22 protein-coding genes and 2 pseudogenes are annotated in these 24684 nt (G+C 51.9%); 13 read left to right on the top strand and 11 right to left on the bottom strand.

Annotated features, from left to right (window positions below):
* The first annotated feature begins 784 nt into the window (after window positions 1–784).
* The 9 genes and pseudogenes from ABIE16_RS02570 (at window position 785) to ABIE16_RS02530 (ending at window position 8059) form a co-directional block, all read left to right on the top strand.
* Complete coding sequence (locus ABIE16_RS02570) at window positions 785–1465, top strand: response regulator transcription factor (RefSeq protein ID WP_095964895.1); 681 nt, start codon at window positions 785–787, stop codon at window positions 1463–1465.
* Window positions 1443–2828 (top strand): sensor histidine kinase, encoded by a 1386-nt coding sequence (locus ABIE16_RS02565; protein WP_429520506.1) that lies wholly within the window; start codon window positions 1443–1445, stop codon window positions 2826–2828. The genes ABIE16_RS02570 and ABIE16_RS02565 overlap by 23 nt, the downstream gene beginning before the upstream one ends.
* Before the next feature lie 671 nt (window positions 2829–3499).
* Complete coding sequence (locus tag ABIE16_RS02560) at window positions 3500–3796, top strand: DUF6388 family protein (protein ID WP_429520505.1); 297 nt, start codon at window positions 3500–3502, stop codon at window positions 3794–3796.
* 25 nt (window positions 3797–3821) lie between these two features.
* On the top strand, window positions 3822–4352 hold the full coding sequence (gene ppa / locus ABIE16_RS02555) for an inorganic diphosphatase (RefSeq protein WP_429520504.1): 531 nt from the start codon (window positions 3822–3824) through the stop codon (window positions 4350–4352).
* Window positions 4353–4502: 150 nt separating this feature from the next.
* Window positions 4503–5888, top strand: coding sequence for an NfeD family protein (locus ABIE16_RS02550; protein WP_429520503.1), 1386 nt, complete (start codon window positions 4503–4505; stop codon window positions 5886–5888).
* Between the two features lie 3 nt (window positions 5889–5891).
* On the top strand, window positions 5892–6674 hold the full coding sequence (locus ABIE16_RS02545; protein ID WP_429520502.1) for a slipin family protein: 783 nt from the start codon (window positions 5892–5894) through the stop codon (window positions 6672–6674).
* A gap of 253 nt (window positions 6675–6927) precedes the next feature.
* The gene (locus ABIE16_RS02540) at window positions 6928–7191 is read left to right on the top strand and encodes a hypothetical protein (protein ID WP_429520501.1); all 264 of its coding nucleotides are present in this window, start codon (window positions 6928–6930) and stop codon (window positions 7189–7191) included.
* Window positions 7192–7405: 214 nt separating this feature from the next.
* Window positions 7406–7675: pseudogene (locus ABIE16_RS02535) on the top strand (IS66 family transposase); the annotation flags it as partial.
* A 276-nt stretch (window positions 7676–7951) separates the two neighbouring features.
* Window positions 7952–8059: a transposase domain-containing protein gene (locus tag ABIE16_RS02530; RefSeq protein WP_429520611.1), complete on the top strand. Its 108-nt coding sequence runs from the start codon at window positions 7952–7954 to the stop codon at window positions 8057–8059.
* Window positions 8060–8175: 116 nt separating this feature from the next.
* On the opposite strand, the gene ABIE16_RS02525 is transcribed toward ABIE16_RS02530, so the two are convergent.
* From ABIE16_RS02525 to ABIE16_RS02510, 4 genes are all read right to left on the bottom strand, one after another.
* Window positions 8176–9723, bottom strand: coding sequence for a TerC family protein (locus tag ABIE16_RS02525; protein ID WP_429520500.1), 1548 nt, complete (start codon window positions 9721–9723; stop codon window positions 8176–8178).
* 495 nt (window positions 9724–10218) lie between these two features.
* Window positions 10219–10332 carry a hypothetical protein gene (locus tag ABIE16_RS02520; RefSeq protein WP_429520610.1) on the bottom strand — a complete coding sequence of 38 codons (114 nt, stop codon included), beginning with the start codon at window positions 10330–10332 and terminating at the stop codon, window positions 10219–10221.
* Window positions 10333–10826: 494 nt separating this feature from the next.
* Entirely contained in the window at window positions 10827–12227 is a 1401-nt protein-coding gene (locus ABIE16_RS02515; protein ID WP_429520499.1) for a DEAD/DEAH box helicase, read from the bottom strand.
* The gene (locus ABIE16_RS02510) at window positions 12224–12811 is read right to left on the bottom strand and encodes a hypothetical protein (protein WP_429520498.1); all 588 of its coding nucleotides are present in this window, start codon (window positions 12809–12811) and stop codon (window positions 12224–12226) included. Before ABIE16_RS02510 ends, ABIE16_RS02515 begins: the two co-directional genes overlap by 4 nt.
* Before the next feature lie 102 nt (window positions 12812–12913).
* On the opposite strand from ABIE16_RS02510, the gene ABIE16_RS02505 reads away from it, so the two are divergent.
* Window positions 12914–13120: a helix-turn-helix domain-containing protein gene (locus ABIE16_RS02505; RefSeq protein ID WP_127929401.1), complete on the top strand. Its 207-nt coding sequence runs from the start codon at window positions 12914–12916 to the stop codon at window positions 13118–13120.
* Between the two features lie 74 nt (window positions 13121–13194).
* Here the strand turns inward: ABIE16_RS02505 and ABIE16_RS02500 are convergent, their stop codons facing one another.
* From ABIE16_RS02500 to ABIE16_RS02480, 5 genes and pseudogenes are all read right to left on the bottom strand, one after another.
* Window positions 13195–13614 carry a hypothetical protein gene (locus ABIE16_RS02500; RefSeq protein WP_429520497.1) on the bottom strand — a complete coding sequence of 140 codons (420 nt, stop codon included), beginning with the start codon at window positions 13612–13614 and terminating at the stop codon, window positions 13195–13197.
* 1 nt (window position 13615) lies between these two features.
* The gene (locus ABIE16_RS02495) at window positions 13616–15463 is read right to left on the bottom strand and encodes a hypothetical protein (protein ID WP_429520496.1); all 1848 of its coding nucleotides are present in this window, start codon (window positions 15461–15463) and stop codon (window positions 13616–13618) included.
* Window positions 15464–15898: 435 nt separating this feature from the next.
* Window positions 15899–17551 (bottom strand): hypothetical protein, encoded by a 1653-nt coding sequence (locus tag ABIE16_RS02490; RefSeq protein WP_429520495.1) that lies wholly within the window; start codon window positions 17549–17551, stop codon window positions 15899–15901.
* A complete protein-coding gene (locus ABIE16_RS02485) occupies window positions 17544–18635 on the bottom strand; it encodes a site-specific integrase (RefSeq protein WP_429520494.1) in 1092 nt (363 codons plus the stop codon). Before ABIE16_RS02485 ends, ABIE16_RS02490 begins: the two co-directional genes overlap by 8 nt.
* A gap of 313 nt (window positions 18636–18948) precedes the next feature.
* Window positions 18949–19077: pseudogene (locus ABIE16_RS02480) on the bottom strand (tRNA 2-thiocytidine(32) synthetase TtcA); the annotation flags it as partial.
* A gap of 282 nt (window positions 19078–19359) precedes the next feature.
* Between ABIE16_RS02480 and ABIE16_RS02475 the strand changes: the two are divergent.
* On the top strand, window positions 19360–19962 hold the full coding sequence (locus ABIE16_RS02475; RefSeq protein ID WP_007988750.1) for a Yip1 family protein: 603 nt from the start codon (window positions 19360–19362) through the stop codon (window positions 19960–19962).
* Window positions 19963–20119: 157 nt separating this feature from the next.
* Entirely contained in the window at window positions 20120–20614 is a 495-nt protein-coding gene (locus tag ABIE16_RS02470) for a SprT family zinc-dependent metalloprotease (protein ID WP_057713644.1), read from the top strand.
* A 44-nt stretch (window positions 20615–20658) separates the two neighbouring features.
* Here the strand turns inward: ABIE16_RS02470 and ABIE16_RS02465 are convergent, their stop codons facing one another.
* Both ABIE16_RS02465 and ABIE16_RS02460 read right to left on the bottom strand, forming a co-directional pair.
* Window positions 20659–21840 (bottom strand): CaiB/BaiF CoA transferase family protein, encoded by a 1182-nt coding sequence (locus ABIE16_RS02465; protein WP_429520493.1) that lies wholly within the window; start codon window positions 21838–21840, stop codon window positions 20659–20661.
* A gap of 156 nt (window positions 21841–21996) precedes the next feature.
* Window positions 21997–23331: a dicarboxylate/amino acid:cation symporter gene (locus ABIE16_RS02460; RefSeq protein ID WP_349735107.1), complete on the bottom strand. Its 1335-nt coding sequence runs from the start codon at window positions 23329–23331 to the stop codon at window positions 21997–21999.
* A 339-nt stretch (window positions 23332–23670) separates the two neighbouring features.
* On the opposite strand from ABIE16_RS02460, the gene ABIE16_RS02455 reads away from it, so the two are divergent.
* Window positions 23671–24669 carry an AraC family transcriptional regulator gene (locus ABIE16_RS02455; protein WP_090457296.1) on the top strand — a complete coding sequence of 333 codons (999 nt, stop codon included), beginning with the start codon at window positions 23671–23673 and terminating at the stop codon, window positions 24667–24669.
* The last annotated feature ends 15 nt before the right edge of the window (window positions 24670–24684 follow it).

Here is a 24684-nt window from a genome sequence, read left to right as displayed (position 1 = left end):
ACCTTCATAGCGTTCAAACGCATCTCTTCAGTGGTGGTTTTTTGAAACCTCACTGCTGGGGATCTACGCTGAGCTTTGCATAACCTTGTAGCGGCGCTACGCCCGGCGAAAAATTGTTCAAAGTGAACAAAATATTTGTCGAGCGAATAAAAAACCCGGCACTTAGCCGGGTTGATCTGCGCTTCTCAACTACGCAGTTCCCAGCTGAGAGGGATGGAGAACTGACAAAGGAGCGCAGGTGATCGATATTGCCAAAAGTCATTTTTTTAAGCAATCAGGCAGACAGGAATCGATCTGGTCGCAATCAACGAGTGGCTATGGCACCAACGTAGCTTTGAAGGAGCTTTTAACAAACTAGACGCCTGGCCCACGGGTGACATCTGCCGCACCGCTCGCCAACACTCAGCTCAATTTTCGCCTTTGGATGTTGACCCTCAAGCTGATGTTCTCCAGAAACAATTCAATTTTGTGCTGCTCGCACCACCAATACACAAGCTATCCAGTTACCGTATGGGGCTTTGCGCTAGGCTTCCCTAGCATATCCATGCTGAGTCCAGGCCGAATGCCAACAAAAAGAAAGCCAGATAAGGGGGGCACATATTCATCCTTTCAGTGCGTTTGAGCATCTGCTATTGGGAATATGTCCATCCGATACCAGGCGGCCACGTTAAGGTAGGTTAAGAAAAATTTAATTTTCCTCCATTGCGTTGGTCACTAGGGTACGGCTGCATCGGCTTTTGGCATTGAGCCGGAAGAAATGCAAACAGATTAAACGGAGGAAGTTATGAGCCGTGCGTTGGTTATAGAGGATGACAAAGTAACCGCGGAAATCATCATCACTGCACTCCAATGTCACGGTTTCAGTCCTGAATGGGCCGCCACCGGACGGGACGGACTGGCCTCAGCAATCGCAGGAGGATACGACGCCATTACTCTGGATCGGATGCTTCCCGATTTTGATGGGCTAACAATTGTCAGTACGTTGCGGGGCCTTGGTATCCAGACACCGGTCCTGATGATCAGTGCGCTTTCAGATGTAGATGAGCGCGTTAAGGGGCTTCGTGCGGGCGGCGACGACTATTTGACCAAACCATTTTCTCCTATCGAGATGGTTGCGCGTCTAGACGCACTGCTTCGGCGCAGCAGTGCCGACTCCAGCCACCCGCATCTCAGTTGTGGAAACCTGCGATTGGATCTGGTTGAGCACACATTGACTCGAAACGACGAACATATCCAGCTGCTTCCGACTGAGTTCAAACTGCTCAATTACCTGATGCGCAGTGCCGGCCAACTGGTCACCCGCACTATGCTATTCGAAGAAGTCTGGGGCTATCACTTTGATCCGGGTACGAACATCATAGATGTTCACATTGGCCGACTGCGCAAAAAACTTGAAGGCGATGAAGGCTCTCCCGTCATCCATACAATACGTGGAGCCGGCTATGTCCTTGCTACCAAAGACTGAGGAATGGCGCTCATCCGGTAGTCGATTGATCGGATTCTACGCCATATTTTTTGTCGCTTGGGGGGCACTTTTTACTGGTGTGTTGTACTGGGAAATCTCCAACTACCTGGGAACCGTTGCAGAGCGGACATTACTGCAGCGTGCGCACTACTATGAAAAAATTAATGATAAAAAACTGGTGAAGGAGCTGGCTGCCAGTGAAGCCTACTCGACGCCCGGAATCGATGCTTACGGATTGTTCACATCCGATGGACAACACGTCGCAGGAGACCTGCTCAAACTACGTTCCAGTCTGCCTGACGATGGCAAGGTCCACTACCTTGAGCGCGGATTGAGTATTGCGTTGCCCAATGAAGAAACAAGAAGTAGTTATGCCCTTTTAACACGGCGCCGCGACGGACATATTCTTATTTTGGCACGCGACGGTGGCTCGATTTCAGCCGTTGGTGGGATTATTGAGCAGGCATTGATGTGGGGATTTTCGTTAACGCTCATCCCCGGATTGATTGGCTGGCATTTATTGCGGCGCCTGCCATTGCGCCGTGTCAAACGCTTGCAGCTTTGTACGGAGAGAATCGTTTCAGGCAACTTGTCGGAGCGTTTACCCCTGTCCGCCCGCCGCGATGAATTGGATATGCTGGCAAGCGCTGTGAATACGATGCTCGATCATATCGAGCAACTGATGCATGAGGTCAAAAGCGTCTGCGATGGTGTCGCCCATGATTTGCGTACGCCACTGACACGGCTGCGAGCAAGGCTTTATCAGCTCCAGCAACTGCCTTTGGACAGTGATCATGAGCAAACATTAAATCAGGCCCTTGAGGAAAGTGAATCGATCATGGTGCGCTTTCAAGGATTGCTTCGGGTTGCCGAACTCGACGACATGCGCCGCCGCTCGGCATTTGCACCGTTCCAAATCATGGCGCTGTTACAACAAGCACATGAATTTTATGAGCCTCTGGCACTAGATCGCTCTCAGACGCTCTCCCTGGAAATTACCAATGAGCTACCCCAACTGTATGGCGACTCTTCGTTGCTGTTTGAAGCCCTGGTCAATTTGCTCGATAACGCCATCAAATTTACGCCAGAGGGGGGGCATATCAAACTGCAGGGAAGTATCAAGGGTTCAACGGTCATCATTGAAGTCGCTGACGATGGGGCCGGCATACCCGAGACGGACCGCACACACGTCATCCGCAGGCTCTATCGAGGAGATTCAAGCAGAATGCAACCCGGGTATGGCCTCGGATTATCGTTGGTCGCTGCCATCGTCAAATTGCACGGCTACACGCTAGATATTCAGCCTGCCGCTATGCACAGCGGTACCCGTGTCTTGATTCACTGCCCAATGATCTCCGACTGACCTTCGGATTCAACAGAGGCTGAACATTAAATTTAATTTAATTAGCTTAATGTGAGTGCCCCAGCGCTGTGCACTAGCCTTGCAGTACTTTCTGTTTAAGTTAAACAAAGGCTTCTGCTTGTGAAATGCCTATTGTTCTGGCTTGTGTTAGTCGTGCTCTGTGTAACAACGCATCTTGTTTGGGTTAACCAGCTCTGGCTGACACTAATACTCCAGGGTGATGATTCCTGCGGCGCCAAATTTCGGGGCCAAAGCTTGAATACTGATCGACGCGACAACGGGAAGCGTTATCAGCAGTCACAGCAGCGATATGCGTCTACTTACATAGTCTGTGCTCTGGAAAGATAAACAGCGATTGATTGCGCTGGGGTTGCTGGACGATCTGACTCTCACCAAAACACGAATCGAAAAGTAGAGACGCACCCTGAGATTGATGGACCGCTGGAGGCCCCCCATTGCCGCTGGCACCATCGTCGGAAGACTGGATCTGTACGATGACGGCCAGAAGCTGGGAGCCGGGTGGGTGGTGGCATCATTGGTGGGATGCGATGCATCTGTTTTTACCAAAATGGTCCGAGTCTGGTTCGATGACACTGAGATTGCCTAACCATCGGCATCCATGTCACGCTGAGGCAAAAATACCCAGACGGATCATAGTGTTGGAGAAGCTGATGAACTCGGATGATTTACGGAGAGAATTAGCACTCTCAAAATTTTTCAACGGTAATTCATCACTCAATGACGCTGTCGAAGGGCTGAGTCAAGTCGAAAGAAAACTTTGCATTGAGTCAGCCTTTGAGCAAGAGGCTATGCGTCTGGGAATCGAGGTGTGGGAGCTAACGCTCACAATGATTTCAGAGTCTCCAGAAGAACTGAAATACCTGACCCTAGAGTTCCATCGAGAAGTGGCAGAAATGGTAGAAATGGACTGGGAGGAATACTGCCAACTAAATGGGATTAGCGGGTAGTCTTCTAAATTGTTGAGGTGCGAACATGAATTATAAGGACATTACAGCAGGCAACGAAAACCCCGATGATTTTTTTACAGTTATCGAGATCCCTGCAAACCATTCTCCAGTTATTTACGCGATGGACAAAATAAGTGGCCAGGTTTTCGTTGACCGTTTTTTCAGCGCAACGATGCTCTATCCGGCTTACTACGGATTTATTCCAAATACACAGTGTGATGATGGTGATCCTCTGGACGTACTGATCATTTGCCCTTACCCAGTATCGCCTGGCGTTGTAGTTCGCAGTCGTCCAATTGGTGTGATGTACACAACAGACGAAACTGGCCCGGGAGCCAGAGTAATCGCGGTACCTCACGAGAGCCTTAGCGCTATGTACAGCAACGTGAAAGAGTGGGAAGACCTTCCTGTAATGTTGCTCGCCCAGATCCAGGAGTATTTTGAAAACCACAAGGCGTTGGAGCCGGGGAAGTGGGTGAAGATGGGCCGTTGGGGGAGCGCAGATGAGGCGAGGGAGGAAATTCGCAAGTCGGTCGCCACTTATATCAAAAGATAGTAGATTGACTCACGCTTGAGCCACAGTTGTGAAGCGCCCCCTATCTCCATAGACAATGGACTAACCGCCGCGCCTGTATCGTCCATGGCTGACTCAACTACGCTTTAAGTGAAGGTTGAAGACTGCCGAACCCGCAACTGGGAGGGTCCCGTGAACAGTCACTGGTGGCGCCGCCTGCTCTTGGTGATGATACTGGTCTGGCTACCGACGGTTTCGGCAACGGCTGCGGGCAGTGTCGTGGTCCTGACCGTCAACGATGCTATTGGTCCGGCCAGTGCCGACTACGTGGAACGCGGCTTGATGCGTGCGGTGACCGAGGGCGCGCAGTTGGTGGTCATCAACCTTGACACCCCCGGCGGGCTGGACACTTCGATGCGCTTGATCATTAAGGCGATTCTGGCCAGCCCTCTGCCAGTGGCCAGTTTCGTCGCCCCCAGTGGCGCACGTGCGGCCAGCGCCGGCACCTATATCCTATATGCCAGCCACATTGCCGCCATGACCCCGGGTACTAACCTGGGCGCCGCTACGCCGGTGCAGATCGGCAGCCTGCCCGGGACCGCGCCCGATCCACCGCGCCCACCAACGGCACCTGCCACCGACAAAAACTCACCGCCCGAGCCGCTGGATACCCTGACTCGCAAACAGATCAACGATGCAGCGGCTTACATCCGTGGTCTTGCGCAATTGCGCGGCCGCAATGCCGACTGGGCCGAACAAGCGGTACGTGAATCGCTGAGCCTGTCGGCCGACGAAGCGCACAAACTCAAGGTGGTCGATTATGTGGCCAATGACGTGGCAGACCTGCTCAAGCAACTGGACGGTAAGAGCCTGAATGTCGCCGGTCAAACGTTGAGGCTAAGCACCGCCGGGGCTGCGCTCATCGACCATGCGCCTGATTGGCGCACACAACTGCTGGTGGTGATCACCAACCCCAGCGTGGCATTGCTGCTGATCATGTTCGGGGTCTATGGCCTGATATTCGAATTCATGAACCCGGGATCGGGCGTCGGAGGGGTACTCGGTGGCATCTGCCTGTTGCTGGGGCTGTATGCCCTGCAACTGTTACCCGTGAATTACGCCGGGGTCGGACTGATTCTGCTAGGACTTGCCTTCATGATCGCCGAGGCATTTCTACCGAGTTTTGGTGTAATCGGCTTGGGTGGAGTAGTTGCCTTTGTAGTCGGTGCAGTGATTTTAATGGACACCGACGTACCAGGCTTCGGCATCCCGTTGATGCTGATCATCGGCATGGCACTGATCAGCGCCCTGTTGTTGATGACTCTGGTCGGCATGGCGCTCAAGGCCCGACGCCGTGCCCTGGTCAGCGGCGATGCAGGCTTGGTCGGCAGCCTGGTCACGGTGACGGGGCTGCTGCCGGGCCTGCCTATGAGCGGCTGGGTGCAACTGCAGGGCGAAAAATGGCAAGTGCAGAGCCGCTCGCCCCTGCATCTGGGCCAACAGGTCCGGGTGGTGGCGCGCACGGGCGTACTGCTGGACGTCACTGCGCTGGATGAAACGCCACCGCGAGGAGGTTGATCCATGTTCGTCGAATTGGGTTTTGGCGCGCTGCTAGCCCTGCTCCTTGTGTTGGTATTCTCGGCCGTCCGGATTCTGCGCGAATACGAGCGCGGAGTGGTGTTCCAACTCGGGCGCTTCTGGCGGGTCAAGGGGCCGGGATTGATTCTGTTGATTCCGATGGTGCAACAGATGGTTCGCGTGGATTTGCGCACCGTGGTGCTCGATGTGCCAACACAGGATGTAATCACCCGCGACAACGTCTCGGTCAAGGTTAATGCAGTGCTCTACTTCCGAGTCCTCGACCCGCAGAAGGCGATCATTCAGATCGAAGACTTCTTTATGGGCACCAGCCAGTTGGCGCAGACCACCCTGCGGGCCGTGCTCGGTAAACACGAACTTGACGAGCTACTCTCCGGACGAGAACGGCTGAATACTGATATCCAGCAAGTACTTGACGCCCAAACCGATGCGTGGGGGATCAAAGTAGCGAACGTCGAGATAAAGCACGTTGACCTCAATGAGTCGATGATCCGCGCCATCGCCAAACAAGCCGAGGCTGAGCGTGAGCGGCGGGCCAAGGTAATACACGCCGAAGGTGAATTGCAGGCTTCGGAGAAGCTCATGCAGGCCGCCGAGATGCTTGGGCGCCAACCTGGTGCCATGCAGCTGCGCTATATGCAGACACTGGGGACAATCGCTGGGGACAAAAGCTCGACCATTATATTTCCATTGCCGATTGAGTTCTTGAAAGGAATGGCTGTTGGCGCCGCTGCCGAATTGACTCAGTTGCCGAGATGTCATTGACACCGTCTGATCCCTTGCCAAGCATTGCCTGTGCTGGCCTTGTTCCGGTTAGAGGTGAGTCAGCTTTCCATTTGTATGTGGGTCAATTCGGCGGCGACGCCAACATCCAGACATCATGTCGTCGCTTTTAGACGAATCAGCTTTGGATGTACTGCAACCAATCTTGAACGGGGCATTTGGCTGGCCATTTTAAGGGGCCGTTTTTGGCTGTAGATTCAACCGGTCGCCGCAGCCAGCTTTGGATTGGCCTTACGTGGCCGTGTCGGTACACGGAGAACCTAATCCTTCAGCCGTGGTGGCCATCAACGCCAACGCCATTCGCAAGTGGCTGCCGCTGTATCGGGATCAGTCAGCAGTGGCGTTGCCGGCGTTTGTTCCTTTGAGGGCTTCGCCTAAACGACCGACTGAGGCGTTAGCGATTATTGAGCTGTCCGTTGGTGAGCAAACGATCACGGTGAAATGGCCAACCTCCTATCCTGAAGACTGCGCACGCTTTGTCCGTGGGCTTGCCCAGTGATCCGCATCGACGCTATCTGGCTCGCCACTGAACCGATGGAGATGCGCGCCGGTACCGAGACAGCGTTGGGCCGAACAGTCCATACAGCTGCTGTCCCAGGTCGACTCGATGGGCCAGAAAATCCACCGCCTCGAAACGGTCAACGAACAACTTTCACACGAAATCGCGCTGCTCAAACGGCACAACTTCGCCAAGCGCAGCGAACAATTGAGTCCTGGTCGAACAGGCACTGCATTCGATTGGCGGCTTGTACGAAGTTGAACGCCAAGCGCGGGAGATGAGCGTTGAGGATCGCTGGCGAATACGGCAGGAAAAGGCAGTACCGATCATTGAAACTCTGCATGACTGGATGCAGGCCCAGCGCGACCTTGTGCCCAACGGATCAGCAACAGCCAGAGCCCTGGATTACAGCCTTAAACGCTGGGTAGTGCTGATGTGCTACCTGGAAGATTGGGCGGTGCCCATCGATAACAACCAGATCGAGGTGCGACACGAGGTCGCTTAATGAAGTTGTTCCCCCCCAGCGGGAACCACCCGTGTCACCGGGTGAATCTAGAAGGCTGAATCAAGAGCGCCTTCGACAATGGAACGAGGCACCGCAAGGTGCGGGGTACCAATCGTGAGAGGCGTACCCTTCTGGCAGCCATAGCCGGACAAGGGCTAGATAGTCGGTATTGTGAACGCATGTGAATCTGCGCAACGATCGTTAAGTTGAGCGAGCGGAAATGGCTTACACGCTCGAACAAAAATGGTAATGGAGGTGGGAATTGCGTCTTTCGACTATCTGAAGGATGTGCTGACGCGGCTGCCGACGCAGCGAGCAAGTGAGATCGGGCAACTGCTGCCGCATCAGTGGATTCCGGTCTAGCGTACCTCCCTGGCTTACGAAAGGAGCCCCCGGCAGACGCTTATTGTCCACGGGCATTCGCACGAGTAATACCCTGAAAACAAACAAGGCCGCAAATGCGGCCTTGTTTTCTATTCTCACTCTTTACGCAACAGCACCTTCGTCACTCGCCGCTCTTCGACCTCGACAACGGTCATGCTCCACTCCTGCCAATTGAGCTTGTCTCCAATGATCGGCAAGCGATCCAACAGGCTCATAACCAACCCCGCGAGCGTCTGATAGTCATCGGTCGCTTTCGCTTGGAAACCGATGTGTTCGCGAATCTGGCTGAGATTCAGCGCGCCGCTGACGAGGAAACCGCCATCCTCAGCAACGATGTTCGGGCCTTCAATTTCACTGGCATCCGGCAACTCACCTGCGATGGATTCAAGAATGTCGGTCATGGTAAGAATACCGATGAAGTCACCGAACTCGTTCACCACGAAAGCGATGTGAGTCGACTCTTTACGCATCTGTTCCAGCGAGTTGAGAATCGTGAAGTTGTCCAGCAAGTTGATAGCCTTGCGCGCCATGGCTTCCAGATTCGGCTCATTACCTGCCAACAGCTCCTTGAGCAGCTCCTTCTTGTGTATGAACCCCAACGGCTCATCAACGCGCCCCTCCCGGATCAACGGCAACCTGGAGTACGCCGAGTGCATCAGCGTTGTGCGGATTTCTTCTGGAGAGTCGGCCAAGTCAATGTGGTCGATTTCAGCACGAGGGGTCATGACACCGCGTATCGGGCGTTCTGCCAACTGAAGTACACCACTGATCATGACGCGTTCCCGTCGGTGGAAAACCTGTTCGGCTTCATCACCTGACAGCATGTCAGCGATTTCTTCACCGACTTCATCGGCCCCCAACTTGTGACCACCCAGCAAACGCATCACTGCATGCGCGGTACGCTCACGCATCGGACGGAGACCATGCAGGCTCTTCTTGCGACGTGAGCGAGCCAACTGGTTGAACAGTTCGATCAGGATCGAGAAACCAATCGCCGCGTACAGATAGCCTTTCGGTATGTGGAAGCCCAAGCCCTCAGCGGTGAGGCTGAAGCCGATCATCATCAAGAAGCCCAGGCAGAGCATGATGACGGTTGGGTGCCCGTTGACAAAGTTAGTCAGCGGCTTACTTGCGATGATCATCAGGCCAATGGAAAAAATCACAGCGATCATCATGACCGACAGGTGTTCCACCATGCCCACAGCAGTGATCACAGCGTCCAGCGAGAAGACCGCATCCAACACCACAATCTGCGCAACGATAGGCCAGAACATCGCATACGCCGCATTACCTGAACGTTCTGTCACATGTCCTTCGAGTCGCTCATGCAACTCCATGGTTGCCTTGAACAACAGGAACACACCACCGAACAGCATGATTAAGTCTCGGCCCGAGAACATCTTATCGAAGATCTCGAACAACGGCTCGGTCAGGGTGACCATCCAGGAGATGCTGGCCAGCAAGCCAAGACGCATCAACAACGCAAGGGATAGGCCGATGACACGCGCACGATCTCGCTGCTCCGGCGGTAGCTTGTCAGCCAAGATGGCAATGAACACAAGGTTATCGATGCCGAGCACCAGCTCCAGCACGATCAGGGTCAGCAGGCCAAGCCATGCAGTGGGATCAGCAATCCATTCCATAGGGATTATTCAATCTCTCGTAGAGTTAGGGCTAATGAGTGAACTGCACGAAAACACGAACTCCTGCTCGACGGAGCGGATTTGATGTTCAGTGCGAAAGGCGCCAGAGAGAAAGACTTCCCCAAGCGTAAGCAAGGAGGTAAAGCTTTGGAGATGACACAGTTCGACTTGGGGAAAGTAATCGCTGAGAAACCTACAGACGAGATTTCGAGGTTAAGCGATCTTAAAAAACGAGATCTACGCCTAACAGCGGAGAGCGAACTGATACAAGGTGTGGATTGAAAAAAGCTACTGGGAGGCTCCAGGAGGGTGCTCATAAAGACCTGAAAAAAATTGGGGATGAAATCCTACAATGTTTCGGAGCACCTCATACGAGACTAATTATTACAGAATCTGACAAAGCGGCAGTAGATATTGGGAATGGCTGTGCACCGAATTTTGCCCCTAGTGACTCGTAACATCATCCGGCCAACACATCTTTCTGACCCCATCGCTTCAATAATCGACGTCAGGAAGATGTGTTGGCCGGACGGTTACGTTTGTGTCGTGAGCAAGCTCCGTTAAGAAATCATGCGCTTGGGCGACAGCCCTAGTCCGTTCAAACGGCATCGTCATTCAGTCTCCACACGCTGAGATTGTCGGTTCAATTAAGGAGACCAAATCCGGTCACCTATTTTCGAAAGCCAAGTTCAGCTAATGAAATTTCTATAGCTTTCGCTTTATTCAATAGGCCCTAGTGAGCCTTCGTTGCATCGTCGTGATTAACGCATTTATTTTCCCTGTGTCTCGCAGCCATCGGACTCTGAGTTATTTCCGACGATCGATATCCCATCCAGAAATCGACTCGCGCGAGCTGAACGCCTTTCAAGCAATTGACGTGCTTCTCGAGTAATTTTGATGGCCATCAACGCCTTGATGCACCGCGCCTTCTTACGTCTGTTTTTCTGTTTTCGCACAAGAGATTTCTCGCATTGGCACCAACGCAGTGCTGCCACTACCAAAATTAACTTTAGGGTACCGGCATTTTGTGTCCGCTGGGTCGGTGAACTGTGAAGCCGAAGCTGAGCCTTTCCAACCACAGCCACGCTAATGAGCTCATGCTCTCAATACACGCTCAGAAGCTGAGTTCGGTAGTGCTGAGAAAAATTGAGCTCATACAATGCGGGCTCAGATGAGCCGAGAATCGAAATTGAGTGATCGTTACCCATTCGGGAAAAGGCTCCGCCCATTGAGCCTCCCAAGATGGCGATCTCGATGCCGCTAGGATCTTCTGGATGGTCGTCAGTCTGATCGTCGCTTTCAAACTCTGAAGCTCGCACGACACTCAATACGGCATGATCATCGGGCAGATCATCGGCCAAACGCTCCGAGTACTGCTGGAGCGCTGGTTCCGCGAGAACATATAGCCAAGCTTTTTCATCCGCATCACTTGAGCGCCTAAGGATTCTGCCCAACACCTGGCGATAGTGCAGCTCGGTACGAATACGACTTAGATGACAACAAACCTGCAGCCTGGGTATGTCCGTCCCCTCGCTGATCATGCCAACCGCAATAATCCAGGTGCAGCCACCATGTCGAAAATCATTGATGACCTGCTGCGCGTTTGGCGTTTTGTTGGTCACGACCTGACAAATCTCCCCCTGAGCACGCATAAGATCAGCTATGCGGTGAGCGTGCTCAATGTTTGTCGCTACCACCAAGCCCCCGGCTTGCGGATGTCGCTCACGAATTTCGCGAAGCTTTGTACACCCTAACAACAGAATCTGCCGCAGGATATCGTCATGAAACAGCAGATCTTCATAAGACACGGGTGACTCAGAAAGCAGCCTGGCAATACTCGGATACGTCGTGACTGTGCCTTCTGTGGATAGAGTTTCAGTTAACCTCACCATGTTGTTATCCAATACGACGATGCGCGGCGACCGACATACGCCGTCAGCGATTGCCTCCTGCAAGCCATATCGGTAATCACAGATCAACACCCCATCTGGCTGAGAATATCGAGCAAGCGCGATGGCTTTCTGGTCAGACCTCCAGGGTGTCCCCGAGAGGGCAAGAGTGAAGGTGGCGCGATCTTGAATCCTTTGAACAATCTGCTGACCCCATGCATTGCTCAACAGCAAGTCATGACCAGCGCAGTGATGGATTTCATCGAAAACTGCGAACACCCTATAGTCGTCGAAAAGCTTCCAGAACGCTGCGTCTCGATATTCCATTCCTTGATATGTGCAAGCAGCACCGACGGCACCTATCAATCCATCCAGGCGCTTACCAATAACAGCGGTGAAGGTTTTCTGAAATCCATCCATTGTCTGCCGTGACGGAGCAAAACAGAGGATCAGGTCTATCTTGTCATGCTGCAGCAATTGCCTGGCCAACTCCGCTGCCATTTTTGTCTTGCCGGCACCGGGAGTTGCTTGGCAAAAAAAATGAGGTTGCTGGGTGTAGTGCTGCATAGCCAACGTAATGCAGTCGTGTTGCCATACCCTGAGAGTGGAGTTCATGCGGCAGAAATCGCCTTAAGCGTATTCTCGATTGCACGAACGTGACCAAGAAGCTTTGAGCTCCTGTCACGCACTTCCAGATATACCCCTTCAAAACGCCCTTTCAGATGAGGAATTTCCTCAAACAACTGCTTGTATCGCTCGGTCTCGCCCAAGGATGAAAGCAGATCGAGCCGGGTCTCCTTAAGCATCGCTTGAAGGCGGGCCTGGTCGTCTTGCCCTTCCTTTGAGCTAGGCACAGGGCATGGTGTTTCTCTTCCCTCATCTGCTGGAGCTTCCAGAGGATCGACGGCCAGGGAGAAGCTCCCATCTACCAGTACGAGCTGCAGCCGTTGGGGCATCTCCAGCATACGAAACACCTGTCCGCGCTTCTGCCGCTGCACTGCCATCTCCGCCCAGCCAACGCGAATTAACCTTCGGATCTGTTCATAAACATAAACGCGCACATCCGCGAGCCGAAAGCTTGAGGGGGGAAGGAGTGCCGCGTACGCGTCTCTCAACTGACGGGTCGTGAACTCCCTAGAAAAATGCTCGCAAAGCAGAGAATGGAGCTGCCTGTCGAATTCGAATAAATCTTGTTTCATGCAGGCGCCTCAACGATCTTTAAACAAAAATACGGATTATAGTCCGTGGCCGATTCGTCCGCAAACGCTCGATAGTCCTTCCTCATGTGTGTCGAGGCGGCTATGGGGAATCTGGCGAAAGAATTGGGGAAAAAGATCAGGCAAGCGAGAAAAGCAAAAGGTCTATCGCAGGACGTCTTCGCTCTGATTTGCCAAGTTGACCGAAGCTACATGGGCCGAATTGAGCGGGGCGAAGTCAATATTACGGTCGAAAAACTATATCAAATTGCCGAAAGCCTGGAATGTGGCCCGGCAGACCTGTTACCGTAGAAAACATTTAAAATATAATACGCTAGACAACACAAAACTTAACTGCCGCGTAAAACTTAATCATCACGCTCAATTTAGGACTTCTTAGAAACTTGTATTTCCTCAGACCTCCTCTTAACTAAAGCATAGAGATCTAAATTGGGAATATCATTAGCATTCAAAAGCATTCTTTCAATCATTCGCAATTGCTCAGCATTATTTTTTTTCAGTACCTCAACCTCAGCCTTTAAGTGCCCTATCTGCTCATTCAACTTCACATCAGAAGCCGTAATTTTTGTATAGAGCGAAGGTGATACACCTCTAAGTTGCGCTTTTTTGTTTTTGTACGATGTACTTATACCCACATAAGTGCATAGAGTTTGTCTAGTAGTTTTTATTGCGAGTTCAAGCTCCACCTTTGTAACTAGCGCTTCCCAAGTAAGCTTCCCTGTCCATTTGGTCAGCATAATCTCTATCTTACGTTGCGCTTGGGCAGATATTTTTGGTTCCACCACTTCATACCTCCTTATCGGACAGTCCGAAAGACGACAAAAGAGAGCGTAGCTGAGGATTGGTATCTGCCGTGGCATTCATACCTTCACCTACAAATAAATTTTTCAGGTGCGCCTCAAAATTTGGGAGGGCACACGCAACCCTTTTTATGACCATCGTATCTAAATCGATCAAATTGAATTCAGAGTCTTTGTTTGAATAACGAATTGTCGTACCTGCGGAACAACTTTTCATCAGATCAATCAACATTGAAAGAACATGCACATTTCGAGAATGAATAATATACCATTTTTTCATTGCCTGGGATGATGGTAGACGAAGATCCCCTGCTACGGACTCCAATCGCACGACCTGAAAAGATAAATCTTTCTCAAACATCCCTATAGCATTTATATCGCCGGCAATGTGACAAGTCTCTGGACATAGAAAGCACTGGGAGACGAAATCATTCAAATAATTACATGGAGTTACATTTAGATTTTGAGTACAAAGTCCCGTTGAAGCGAGCGACGCCGGCAGGTTTGTCGCTTTAGTAAGTTGCTCTTGAGAGACAACCCTAATATAACGCTTGTCGATATCTGGCGGATTAATTATTGCACTAACTCGACCTGCCTTCTCGTCGTCACCTGTATGGATATAAGTATGAGTTTGCTCAGAATTTTTTCTGCCCGACCAAGCAGTTATTATTTCTACTGGGATATGACTTAGATCCGCGAGGGTATTGGATAAGTGTCGCAAACTATGCGGCGACAGCGTTAGACCTGAGGAAAATCCGTAACTTTGAAAAATTGACTTTATGTTTCGATTAACGCCAATTCGAGTTAACACCGAGCTGCCTAGAGATGCGAGAGGCACTACTGAATACTTCGACTTTTGAAATTTTTTTCCACCGGTGCCTCCTTTCGATGTTTTCCCATAAAGCCAGCTTCCCAAGTAGCAAAACATCGCATTTTTTATACTGATACTTGATTCGCCGCTAGAAAACGAAAGTGGAAACTCTGGAAGAATATTTTCCTTGTAGAAGGCAATCCACCAAGCTTGAACCTCTCCGACCGTGACAGTAATTTTATCGGTAAATACCCTAGGCATATTAGAGTATCCGAATAATAGTGGCAGCGCTGATAAGGAGGCAGAATTAGTATGTGACACAGACAACCGGTCTTCAGGTTGCAAAGACCAAATTGGTTTCATCTCAAAGCATTGACTTCTTTTAGTCCGGGCAATGGAAGAAAGATCAACATTTTCCTTTAGTACCGGAACGCATTGATTAACTCCATAAAACCCTAGCGCATAACCCAAGGTAAAAAGATTGGGTCGCTGGGTTAAAGATAAATTGTGCTTTAGGTCCGGCGTAATTTCGAACTCTCCAAGCAGTCGGCTTAAGCTTTGGTTAGGCTTTTCGTAAAACCTACATAACACTCTTGCCGGTTCACATGCCTTAAAAAAGAAATTCGTAGCTTTCGTGATTGGTTCTGCTAGCGCCGAAAGCACATGATTTTTATTGTTCCTATATCCTTTGCTTCCAATCCAATCGAGATAGTAAACTGGCACCCCATCTCCCTCAGAGTGAGTGTTAAGCTTTTGTTTAGGAAGGAGCGGTATTTCCGCCGAAGTACGATTAGGTGACGCCAGAGACAATGTGGTAAACGTAACAACTAAGGCATCATGCATTATAATGCTCTCACCTGGGAGAATCGATCCACACTCATCCACATATTCAAACACACATGAGAATATATTGCCTAGAGCGAGAACTGTCGTGATATCCGGTAATTTCTCCAGCGCGTGATCTAAGGAAGCATGCCCAGTCCTGTCTCTATTATCATTTCCTTTTAAGTCAATCTTTCGCATCACTCCTTTCTTATTGCAAAAATCGAAAAACGGGCGTAGACGGTCGACAGATCTTGCTCCTAAATTAAGTCCTCGAATTGTAGATTCTGATTGGGTATAAAGATCCCCCTCCATAAATGACAATAGCTTTCTAGCTGCGGACATTTGAGCTTTTTTTCGCTGGCAGATAAATGCGTATTTACCACTTCAATTAACCACACTTTTATCAGATGACCATAGGGGTAAGGAAGTGCATCTGTGGGTAGGTTCCCGGCGTTACCCTTTCCCTTCCGCCCATGCACTCCACAAAGATACCTAGTTCGGCGTCCGGTATTAGGGTCAATGTGGTACCAAATCAGATCATCAAATTTCGCATTACCACCAGGCCCTTCAAATTGTTTTAATTCGGCGTCGCGATATGAGTCGATTAACGAATCTAGCCGATCAAAGTATTTATTAATCTTCAATTGCGCTCTGCCTTGGAAGGTTTTCATCGCAAACGGATATCGTCAGTTTTACCCAAGCAATCTGTCTCTCCAATTTTTCAATGCTTCGAGTGTGAAGAGGATTGATTAAGGAACTACGATTCACCGCAAGCTTATTCTCCGCGAGCTCCAACACCGACCTGTGATCAGCCTCAAGTATTGGGCGAAAATTTGGGCACCCATAGCACCCCAATGGCCTCCCCATTATTGTTGAACAACTGGTACATGAACGCTTGTTTTTAGGGCTGCCAACAGGATTAAATTTATTATCAAATATAGTTTCGTCGTCTGCCGAACCTACAGTTAAATCACCGTTAAATGCCTTCTTCAGAATTTCATTGCCGATATATTTTGAATCTATCTGCCGCCTGGATTTGTAGTCCAAATCTATATAGTGCCTTGCAGCTGGCACCGTCACACCGGTTATTTTTGCCAACTGAGCAGCGGACAAACCATCTTGAGCACCGCGAGTTAATACTGTATGACGAATTCTATTGGAAGTAACTATGCAGTCTGCAGTTCGATCAGAGGTTACCGAAACCCATCTGATTGCGTTTGTCACAGCTCCCTCAGAGATGTGGTAGGCCGTAGAACGTGATGTGAAAAGGCTTTTAAAAAAATCGATAGAGTTAAAACGGGTTTCAAAAAGACTAGCATGAGGAAACATAGGCATATCAGTCATCAAACTCAACAGTTCAGACTTCTCCACCTTGACTTCCAATGACTGCATTAACATCGCGACCCCTTCCCACATTACTCTCTTATATTCTATAAGCATTGTTGAAAGATCATCGGAAACATAGATAGGATAGCGCTCGGGGCACTCCCTCGAGAAGCTCATTCCTGTAGACTTTGCGATGAATACTCTTAACTGCAGTGCTTGTCCGCCCATAGCACCAATTTCATCCGCAGCACGGATTCCTGCATCATTAAAACTTGCACCTACGGGAATCAAGTCGGACCATTTCATAAGAGAAATTTGAATCGGCCGGCGGACAATTGAAAGCAACAACTTGTTCGTAACTAAATTTCTAAGTCGACCATAAAAACCTGATGACTGATAAAAGGAAAGCTCTCGACCCTCGACCCACTTAAACTCTTGAAGGCAAATATTGATTTGCTTCGCCAACGAATCAAACTCACTATCACTTAACGCACCACTGGAAGAATCAAGTACATTTACACGCACTTTATCTAAGTGCGTGGAAGTAAACGCATGAAACTCCTTAAACCTCTTATAGCCTTGTTTGGAGAGCGTTCCAAAAAACTGATTAAGCCCTTTCTTATGATTTGTTTTAAGCCCACTCCAAATTGCCCTTATTCTGTCTAACGAAGGAATTCCACCTGACATAAACGGCTTCACATTAGTATTTATGCCGGACGCTGTGCTAGCAGCTTTGGTTCGGATGTAGTATACAAAAACATCCAATATCAATTTTTTTTCATCATCTGGCATACCTGATGAGTGTACCCACCCTACGTTAAGGCTATGCCCTTTTCCATTATTTGGGAGTAGGACCCATACGTCATCTGCAGTATTTACCACTAGGCCAGATTTAGCCGTAACCAAAGAAGCTTTTTGTTTGCTAGTTTTTGCTCCCTCCTGTTTTTTGTATCTAGTCATTTTTTTGATCTACTTTATGCTGGTATACTAGTGACAACTCCCTCGCCTTCATTGCAAGTCGCTTGTCATTATAAACATCATTCATAGTTGTATTTTGCGACCAACCCATCGCATACTTTCTAATATCCTCAAGAAGAGTAGTATCGACACCACACCTCTCACCCTTTTCATCGAACATCTCATTCCATTTGTGACGCAACATATGAGGATGCACATGAACCCCCAGTGCTGTAGAAATTTTCTGGAAGATTGAATTGATTGATTTCAAGGACAGCGGTAGACCCGCTGTACCTTTTGAATCATTTTCGCTAACAAACAAGAAATCATGATATTGGGCACGAGTAAATTCTGTACGAATGTGATCAATATAGAACTTAACTTGATGCATTATATTTTTATCAATCGTAGCCAAGTGCGCCTTTGTTTTTTGATTGGGTTTTTCAGCGCGTGGATCTGTTGAATCGTTCCCTGACCTATAGATAGATATCTGATCGAAAGTACCATAAAAATTGAAATCTGAAATTTTCAACTTCCCCAAAGCGCCTCTTCTGATACCGCTTTCTATTAGTAAATTGACGATGAGATAATTTCTGACCCTTGATGCTTTGAATGGATTATTGGGAGAAGAAGGCATTATTAATTCGAGCAATTTCAGGAAAACTTCATCTGGCAGGACCGACTCCTCAGCGCCACTGACTTGTTGACTTCCATTTTTTCGAAGCCCATCTTCATCTAGTTTAATTTTAGCAATCAGCGTAGCAAATTTCGTGCTGATCACCTCGTCAACATCATACGCTTCGTGAAACTGTTCAAATAGCCAGACAAGAAAACTCCTAAGACGCCTGACGCGCCCCTGCAAAGTCTCGCTAGATACCTTTGCCATACCTTTCTGATTGGCGACTATGATATTTCTCAGGTGCTTATCATTTATTCTAAAGCGCTTCACATTTGAAGCTGCATCAAATGCGCCTTTGTGCAAACAACAACTATCATAAAACTGCATGTACTCTTTCAACGAAATAAACTTTCCCGATGCAACCCGAGCAGGCAAGTCAATGTTTTTTTCTGAAAAGTACTGCAGCACGAACAACAGTTCATTTGCGTATCTAAATCTCGTATTAGCCGACTTTGAAGACAACGGACCATTGAGATAGCACGAAACATAAGGATCGATAGGACAATCCGCGTCATCCACCAGGGTCACGAATGGCAACGAGTTGAACTGGTAACGCCTGAGCTTCATTTTTGACAAAATAGTTAGTCCAATAACTAGCTAAGAAGAGACTAGTATTGAAACGAGCTTTGTCAAATGTAAGGGGTATTGGAGTGTTATACGGCGGGGCTTGAAGAGAGATTTTACAGCTTTCTCTGCTTTACAAAATATTTGTTGCTTATAACTTGCCACCGGACAGGCAGACCATGACCTTGTCGCCGTCTTCAATCATGTTGAAATCGGCAACTGCCTCACCGGCCAGTCGGCGAAGGCGCTTTTGCAGTTTGTTCTGGTTGACCGTGAGAGTGCCCATGACGCGAAATCCGTGAGGTGTGACGAAAGGCCGGCATTTTACGCAAAAACGCCTCAGGGGCGAAGTGCCTCGCCAAAAGGGCTGTTCGCCACAGACCCTGCGGCGATTAACAACTGCGTTTACAGCGCGATTTGCTCTAAAGCCCTTACTCCCTCTGGGGAAACTCCTCCCTATACTGCGACATAAGGTCACATACAAATTCAGACCTATGACTTGCTTGGCCGCATTGGCCCGTAGGCGCTCCACTGGGGGGCGACGGTAAAAACAAGAGGAGTGACTGGCATGATCCATCACGTAGTGGGGCTCTTCACCCACCCTGACCAAGAATGGAAAGAAATCCGTGGCGACCAGGAGGAAAGCATCAGCCACATGTACCTGACCCATACGCTGATCCTGGCGGCGATCCCCGCCGTGTCTGCCTTTATTGGCACCACACAGGTCGGCTGGGTCATCGGCAATCGACCTCCCGTAATGCTGACCGTAGAAAGCGCAATATGGATGACGGTCATGTCGTATCTGGCGATGCTCGGTGGTGTGGCCGTAATGGGCGCCTTCATCCACTGGATGGCCCGCACCTATGACGCCAACCCAAGCCTGGCCCGTTGCATTGCGTTTGCCACCTACACCGCTACACCGCTGTTCATCGGCGGTCTCGCCGCCTTGTACCCGCACCTGTGGCTGGGGATGATCGTCGGTACCGCAGCGATCTGCTACACGGTGTACTTGCTGTATGTGGGCTTGCCGACATTCATGAACATTCCATCTGACGAGGGCTTCCTGTTTTCAAGTTCGGTGCTCGCCGTAGGCCTGGTGGTGCTGGTCGCCATCATGGCGTTCACAGTAATTGTCTGGGGACTCGGCGTGGGCCCGGTCTACACCAGTTAGCCGCTCATCACTGAAAATCAGAACTGCCGACAAAGGCCGCCGCAAGGCGGTCTTTTCATTCTTCAGCAACGAGAACGCACACGACCATTCGGCAACCTGGTGATTCGCAAGGTCCGAGGGTTGCGGCATACTCGACCGCTCTGGAGATCCATCAAGCATGCCCGAGCAACTCAATACCCGCGTCGAAGACTGTTTCCAACTAGCCGAATCCTTTTTCAAACGACCTTTCAAGCGCCCCGTGGTGAGCCTCAAGCTGCGCGGGCAAAAAGCCGGTGTCGCGCATTTGCACGAGAACCTGCTGCGCTTCAACCCGCAGCTGTACCGGGAAAACACCGAAGATTTCCTCAAGCAGACCGTGGCCCATGAAGTCGCGCACCTGATCGCCCACCAACTGTTCGGCGACCGCATCCAGCCCCATGGTGAAGAGTGGCAACTGATCATGCGCGGCGTGTACGAACTGCCGCCCAACCGCTGCCACACCTATGACGTCAAACGCCGCAGCGTGACCCGCTACATCTACAAGTGCCCGTGCGTCGACAGCGACTTCCCGTTTTCGGCACAGCGCCACAGCCTGGTTCGGCAGGGACGGCGGTATTTGTGTCGGCGGTGCCGCAATACGTTGGTGTTCAGTGGCGAGATGCGGGTCGAGTAGTTGGATTTTCGGTGTTTGTGCTCGCGATGGCGGCCTGACAGGCACTAAAGAATCACCTTGGCCCGCCGCAACTGCTCGATCCGCTCAGCACTGAACCCCAACTCTCCCAACACCTGATCCGTATGCTGCCCCAGCGCCGCGCCAATATGCCGGGGCTCCGGCATACCTTGCGAAAACTTCAGCGGACAAGCCATCTGCGCCTGGGTCGAGCCATCGCCACGAGGTACGTCGGCCACCAACTCCCGCGCCTGCAACTGCGGATGACCGAGCGCTTCTCCCAGGCTCAGCACTGGCTCGACACACGCATCCAGCTCTGCGAACAGCGCGCGCAACTCGGCAAAGTCATGCTTTTCGAATTCGAGCTTCAGCGCGTCTTTAAGCTGTTTCTGATGCGCCGGTTGCGGTGACAGGCCGAGGCCGGCCAATTCCTCCAGACCCAATGCCGTGCACAACTGTTTCATGAAGACCGGCTCCAGGCTGCCCACCGACAGCCAGCGCCCATCCCGGGAGCGGTAGTAATCGTAGAAACTGCCGCCATTGAGCACCTGGTTTTCCGGTCCCGGCTCGACGCCGCAGGCCAGATACCCGGCACCGGCCATCGCATTGAGGCTGAACGCGCAGTCGGTCATGCTGACATCCAGGTGCTGGCCCTGCCCGGTTTGCTGTCGGGCGATGACTGCCGCCAGCAAGCCAATCACCCCGTGCAGCGAACCACCGGCGACATCCGCCACCTGCATGCCCAACGGCAACGGCCCAGTGTCGGCACGGCCGGTGTAACTCGCCAGCCCGGACAGGGCCAGGTAGTTGATGTCATGACCGGCGCGGTCCTTGTAGGGGCCCGTCTGGCCATAGCCGGTGATCGACACATAAATCAGTCTCGGATTGATCGCCTTCAGGGCTTCGTAACCCAGGCCCAGACGCTCCATGACACCCGGACGGAACTGCTCGAGCACAATGTCGTAGTCCTGCAGCAACGACCTGATCACCTCCAGCGCCTCAGGCTGCTTGAGATCCAGGGCCAGGCTGCGCTTGTTGCGATTGAGATAGGCATGACTGGCTGACACACCTTGATCGTGGGGCGGCAACACCCGCAGCAGATCCATGCGGGTCGGCGATTCGATGCGCAGCACTTCGGCGCCCATGTCCGCCAGCAGCAACGAGGCGAACGGCCCCGGTAGCAGTGTCGAGAAATCCAGAACCTTGAGTGATGCCAGTGGACCGAGCATAAGTGTTCTCCAGTGCGATCCTCCAAGCCTAGGCAGCCGAGAACATCGCAGCAATCACCTGATGCGTCACTGGCGGTGACCGTTGCGCTCAAATCGCAGGCATGAAAAACCCGCCGAAGCGGGTTTTTCATTGCAGGCCGAGTTTCTGTTGAGCGTTTACTTGACGCTGGCCGGGGCTGGGCCTTCGGCCACGCCCAGGTCGTCTACTTCACGCTCGTCGGAGATACCGCGACCGCCGGAAGCCAGTTCGACTTGCAGCGTGTCTTCGTCCAGCTCTTTCACCCACTTGGCCACGACCAGGGTCGCAACAGCGTTACCCACCAGGTTGGTCAGGGCACGGGCTTCGGACATGAAGCGGTCGATACCGAGGATCAGCGCCAGGCCGGCAACCGGCAGATGGCCCACGGCGGACAGGGTGGCAGCCAACACGATGAAGCCACTACCGGTCACACCGGCGGCGCCCTTGGAGGACAACAGCAGCACCAGCAGCAAGGTGATCTGGGCAGTGAGGTCCATTGGGGTGTCAGTCGCCTGAGCGATGAACACAGCGGCCATGGTCAGGTAGATCGACGTACCGTCGAGGTTGAACGAGTAACCAGTCGGGATCACCAGACCCACAACGGATTTCTGTGCACCCAGGCGTTCCAATTTGATCAGCATGCGTGGCAGAGCGGATTCCGAAGAGGAAGTGCCCAGCACGATCAGCAGTTCTTCACGGATGTAGCGAATCAATTTGATGACGCTGAAACCGTGCGCGCGGCAGATGGCACCCAGTACCAGGAGCACGAACAGGATGCAGGTGATGTAGAAGCAGATCATCAACTGGCCCAGTTGCACCAGCGAACCGACGCCGTAGGCACCGATGGTGAAAGCCATCGCACCGAACGCACCGACTGGAGCGAGCTTCATGATCATGTTGATGATGTTGAACATCACGTGAGCAAAGCGATCGATGAAGTCCAGCACCGGCTTGCCGTAGGCACCCAGGCGATGCAGGGCGAAACCGAAGATCACCGAGAACATCAGCACTTGCAGGATGTCGCCGTTGGCGAACGCGCCGACGATGGTGTTCGGGATCACGTTGAGGACAAAGGCAATGATGCTTTGGTCTTTACCAGCCGAGATGAAGCCAGCGATTTTGCTGGTATCCAGGGTCGATACGTCGATGTGCATGCCGACACCCGGTTGCACGACGTTGACCACGACCAGGCCGATCAACAAGGCAAGGGTGGACACGATTTCGAAGTACAGCAGCGCATAGCCGCCGGTCTTGCCGACCGATTTCATGTTCTGCATGCCGGCGATACCACTGACGACGGTACAGAAGATGATCGGCGCGATGACCATTTTGATCAGTTTGATGAACCCGTCACCCAGCGGTTTGAGGGCTACACCGGTCTGCGGGTAGAAGTGACCGAGCAAAATGCCGATAGCGATGGCAACGATCACCTGGAAGTACAGGGATTTATACAGTGGCTGACGAGTCGTCATTGCAAAGTTCCTCAAAGGTGCCCGGTGACAACATCCAGCTGTTGCCCGCAACACCGCGATTGCGAACCCTCCTGCACTGGAGGGATTTGTTTTTTCGAGCTGCGCAACGGCAGGCATCTGCTCGTTGTATCGCAAGGCCCGTGCCACCTTCCGTAAAACCCCCTGCAAGCCTTTTTATATCTGGGGTTGCAGCGAATTCCCTGCCAGCAAACGGCTACAAGCATGTGGCGGATTTCCGCCCCTGCACTGAAAGTCGTCCTGCAATTTGGCGGATATCCGCCCTGTTCACGCCCGCGGCGCGCAGCTAACATCCGTCGATCAACGGTCAGATCTGCTGCCATGCGCGAACGTACCATTGCCAGTCACTTCGCCCGCGCCGCCCTGTGTGGTGCGCGTCGGCACGGCTACGACTATTCGGGCTTGCTACAGCAACTGGGAATCAGCCCCGAGTTGCTGGACGAACCCCGGGCACGCATCGCTCCGGAGCAATTCACCCAACTGATCCAGGCGTTATGGCTGGCACTGGACGACGAGTACCTCGGGTTCGGGCAAGCCCCAAGCAGGCCGGGTAGCTTCGCAATGATGTGCCATGCCGTGATTCACTGCCGCAGCCTGGATAAGGCACTCCATCGCGGCTTGTTGTTTTACAGCCTGTTCCCCGGGGCGCCCCGTTTGACCCTGAGCCGCGAAGATGAATGGGTGCGCCTGAGCCTGGACGACTCGCAGCTCTGGGACCCGGATCATTTCCTCAGTGAAAGCCTGCTGGTGATCTGGCACCGTTTCGGCAGCTGGCTGATCGGCCAGCGCATTCGCCTGGAACAGGCCACGTTCAGCTACCCCCGGCCGGAACACGGCGCCGAGTACGACCTGCTGTTTTCCTGTCCGCTTGAGTTTTCCAGGCCCCAGAGCAGCCTGTTGTTTCACAGCCGCTACCTGGCCATGCCGTTGTTGCAGGATGAACGCACCCTCAAGCATTTCCTCGAACGCTCCCCCGCCGACCTGCTCTCGCGCCCGGACGATGGCGACAGCTTGAGCAGCCGCCTGCGGCGCTTGCTCAGTCGCGACAGTTCACACTGGCCCGACCTGGAAGCCGTGGCCGCCCACCTGCACATCAGCCCGCAGACCTTGCGCCGGCATTTGCGGGAAGAGGGTTCCAGCTTTCAGGAATTGAAGGACCAGTTGCGCCGGGACATCGCGATTTATCACCTGAGCCGCGCCGACCTGTCGTTGCAACAGATCGCCGAGCAGTTGGGGTTTTCCGAGCCGTCGGCGTTTCACCGGGCGTTCAAGAAGTGGACGGGGCTGACGCCGGGGGCTTATCGGGCGCAGGAGAGCTGAATTTTCAGCACCCGC

It is taken from the genome of Pseudomonas sp. 2725, assembly GCF_050434585.1.
Lineage (GTDB): Bacteria > Pseudomonadota > Gammaproteobacteria > Pseudomonadales > Pseudomonadaceae > Aquipseudomonas > Aquipseudomonas jessenii.
Note: the sequence above shows the minus strand (reverse complement) of the source record. Positions and strands in the feature narration are given on the sequence as shown.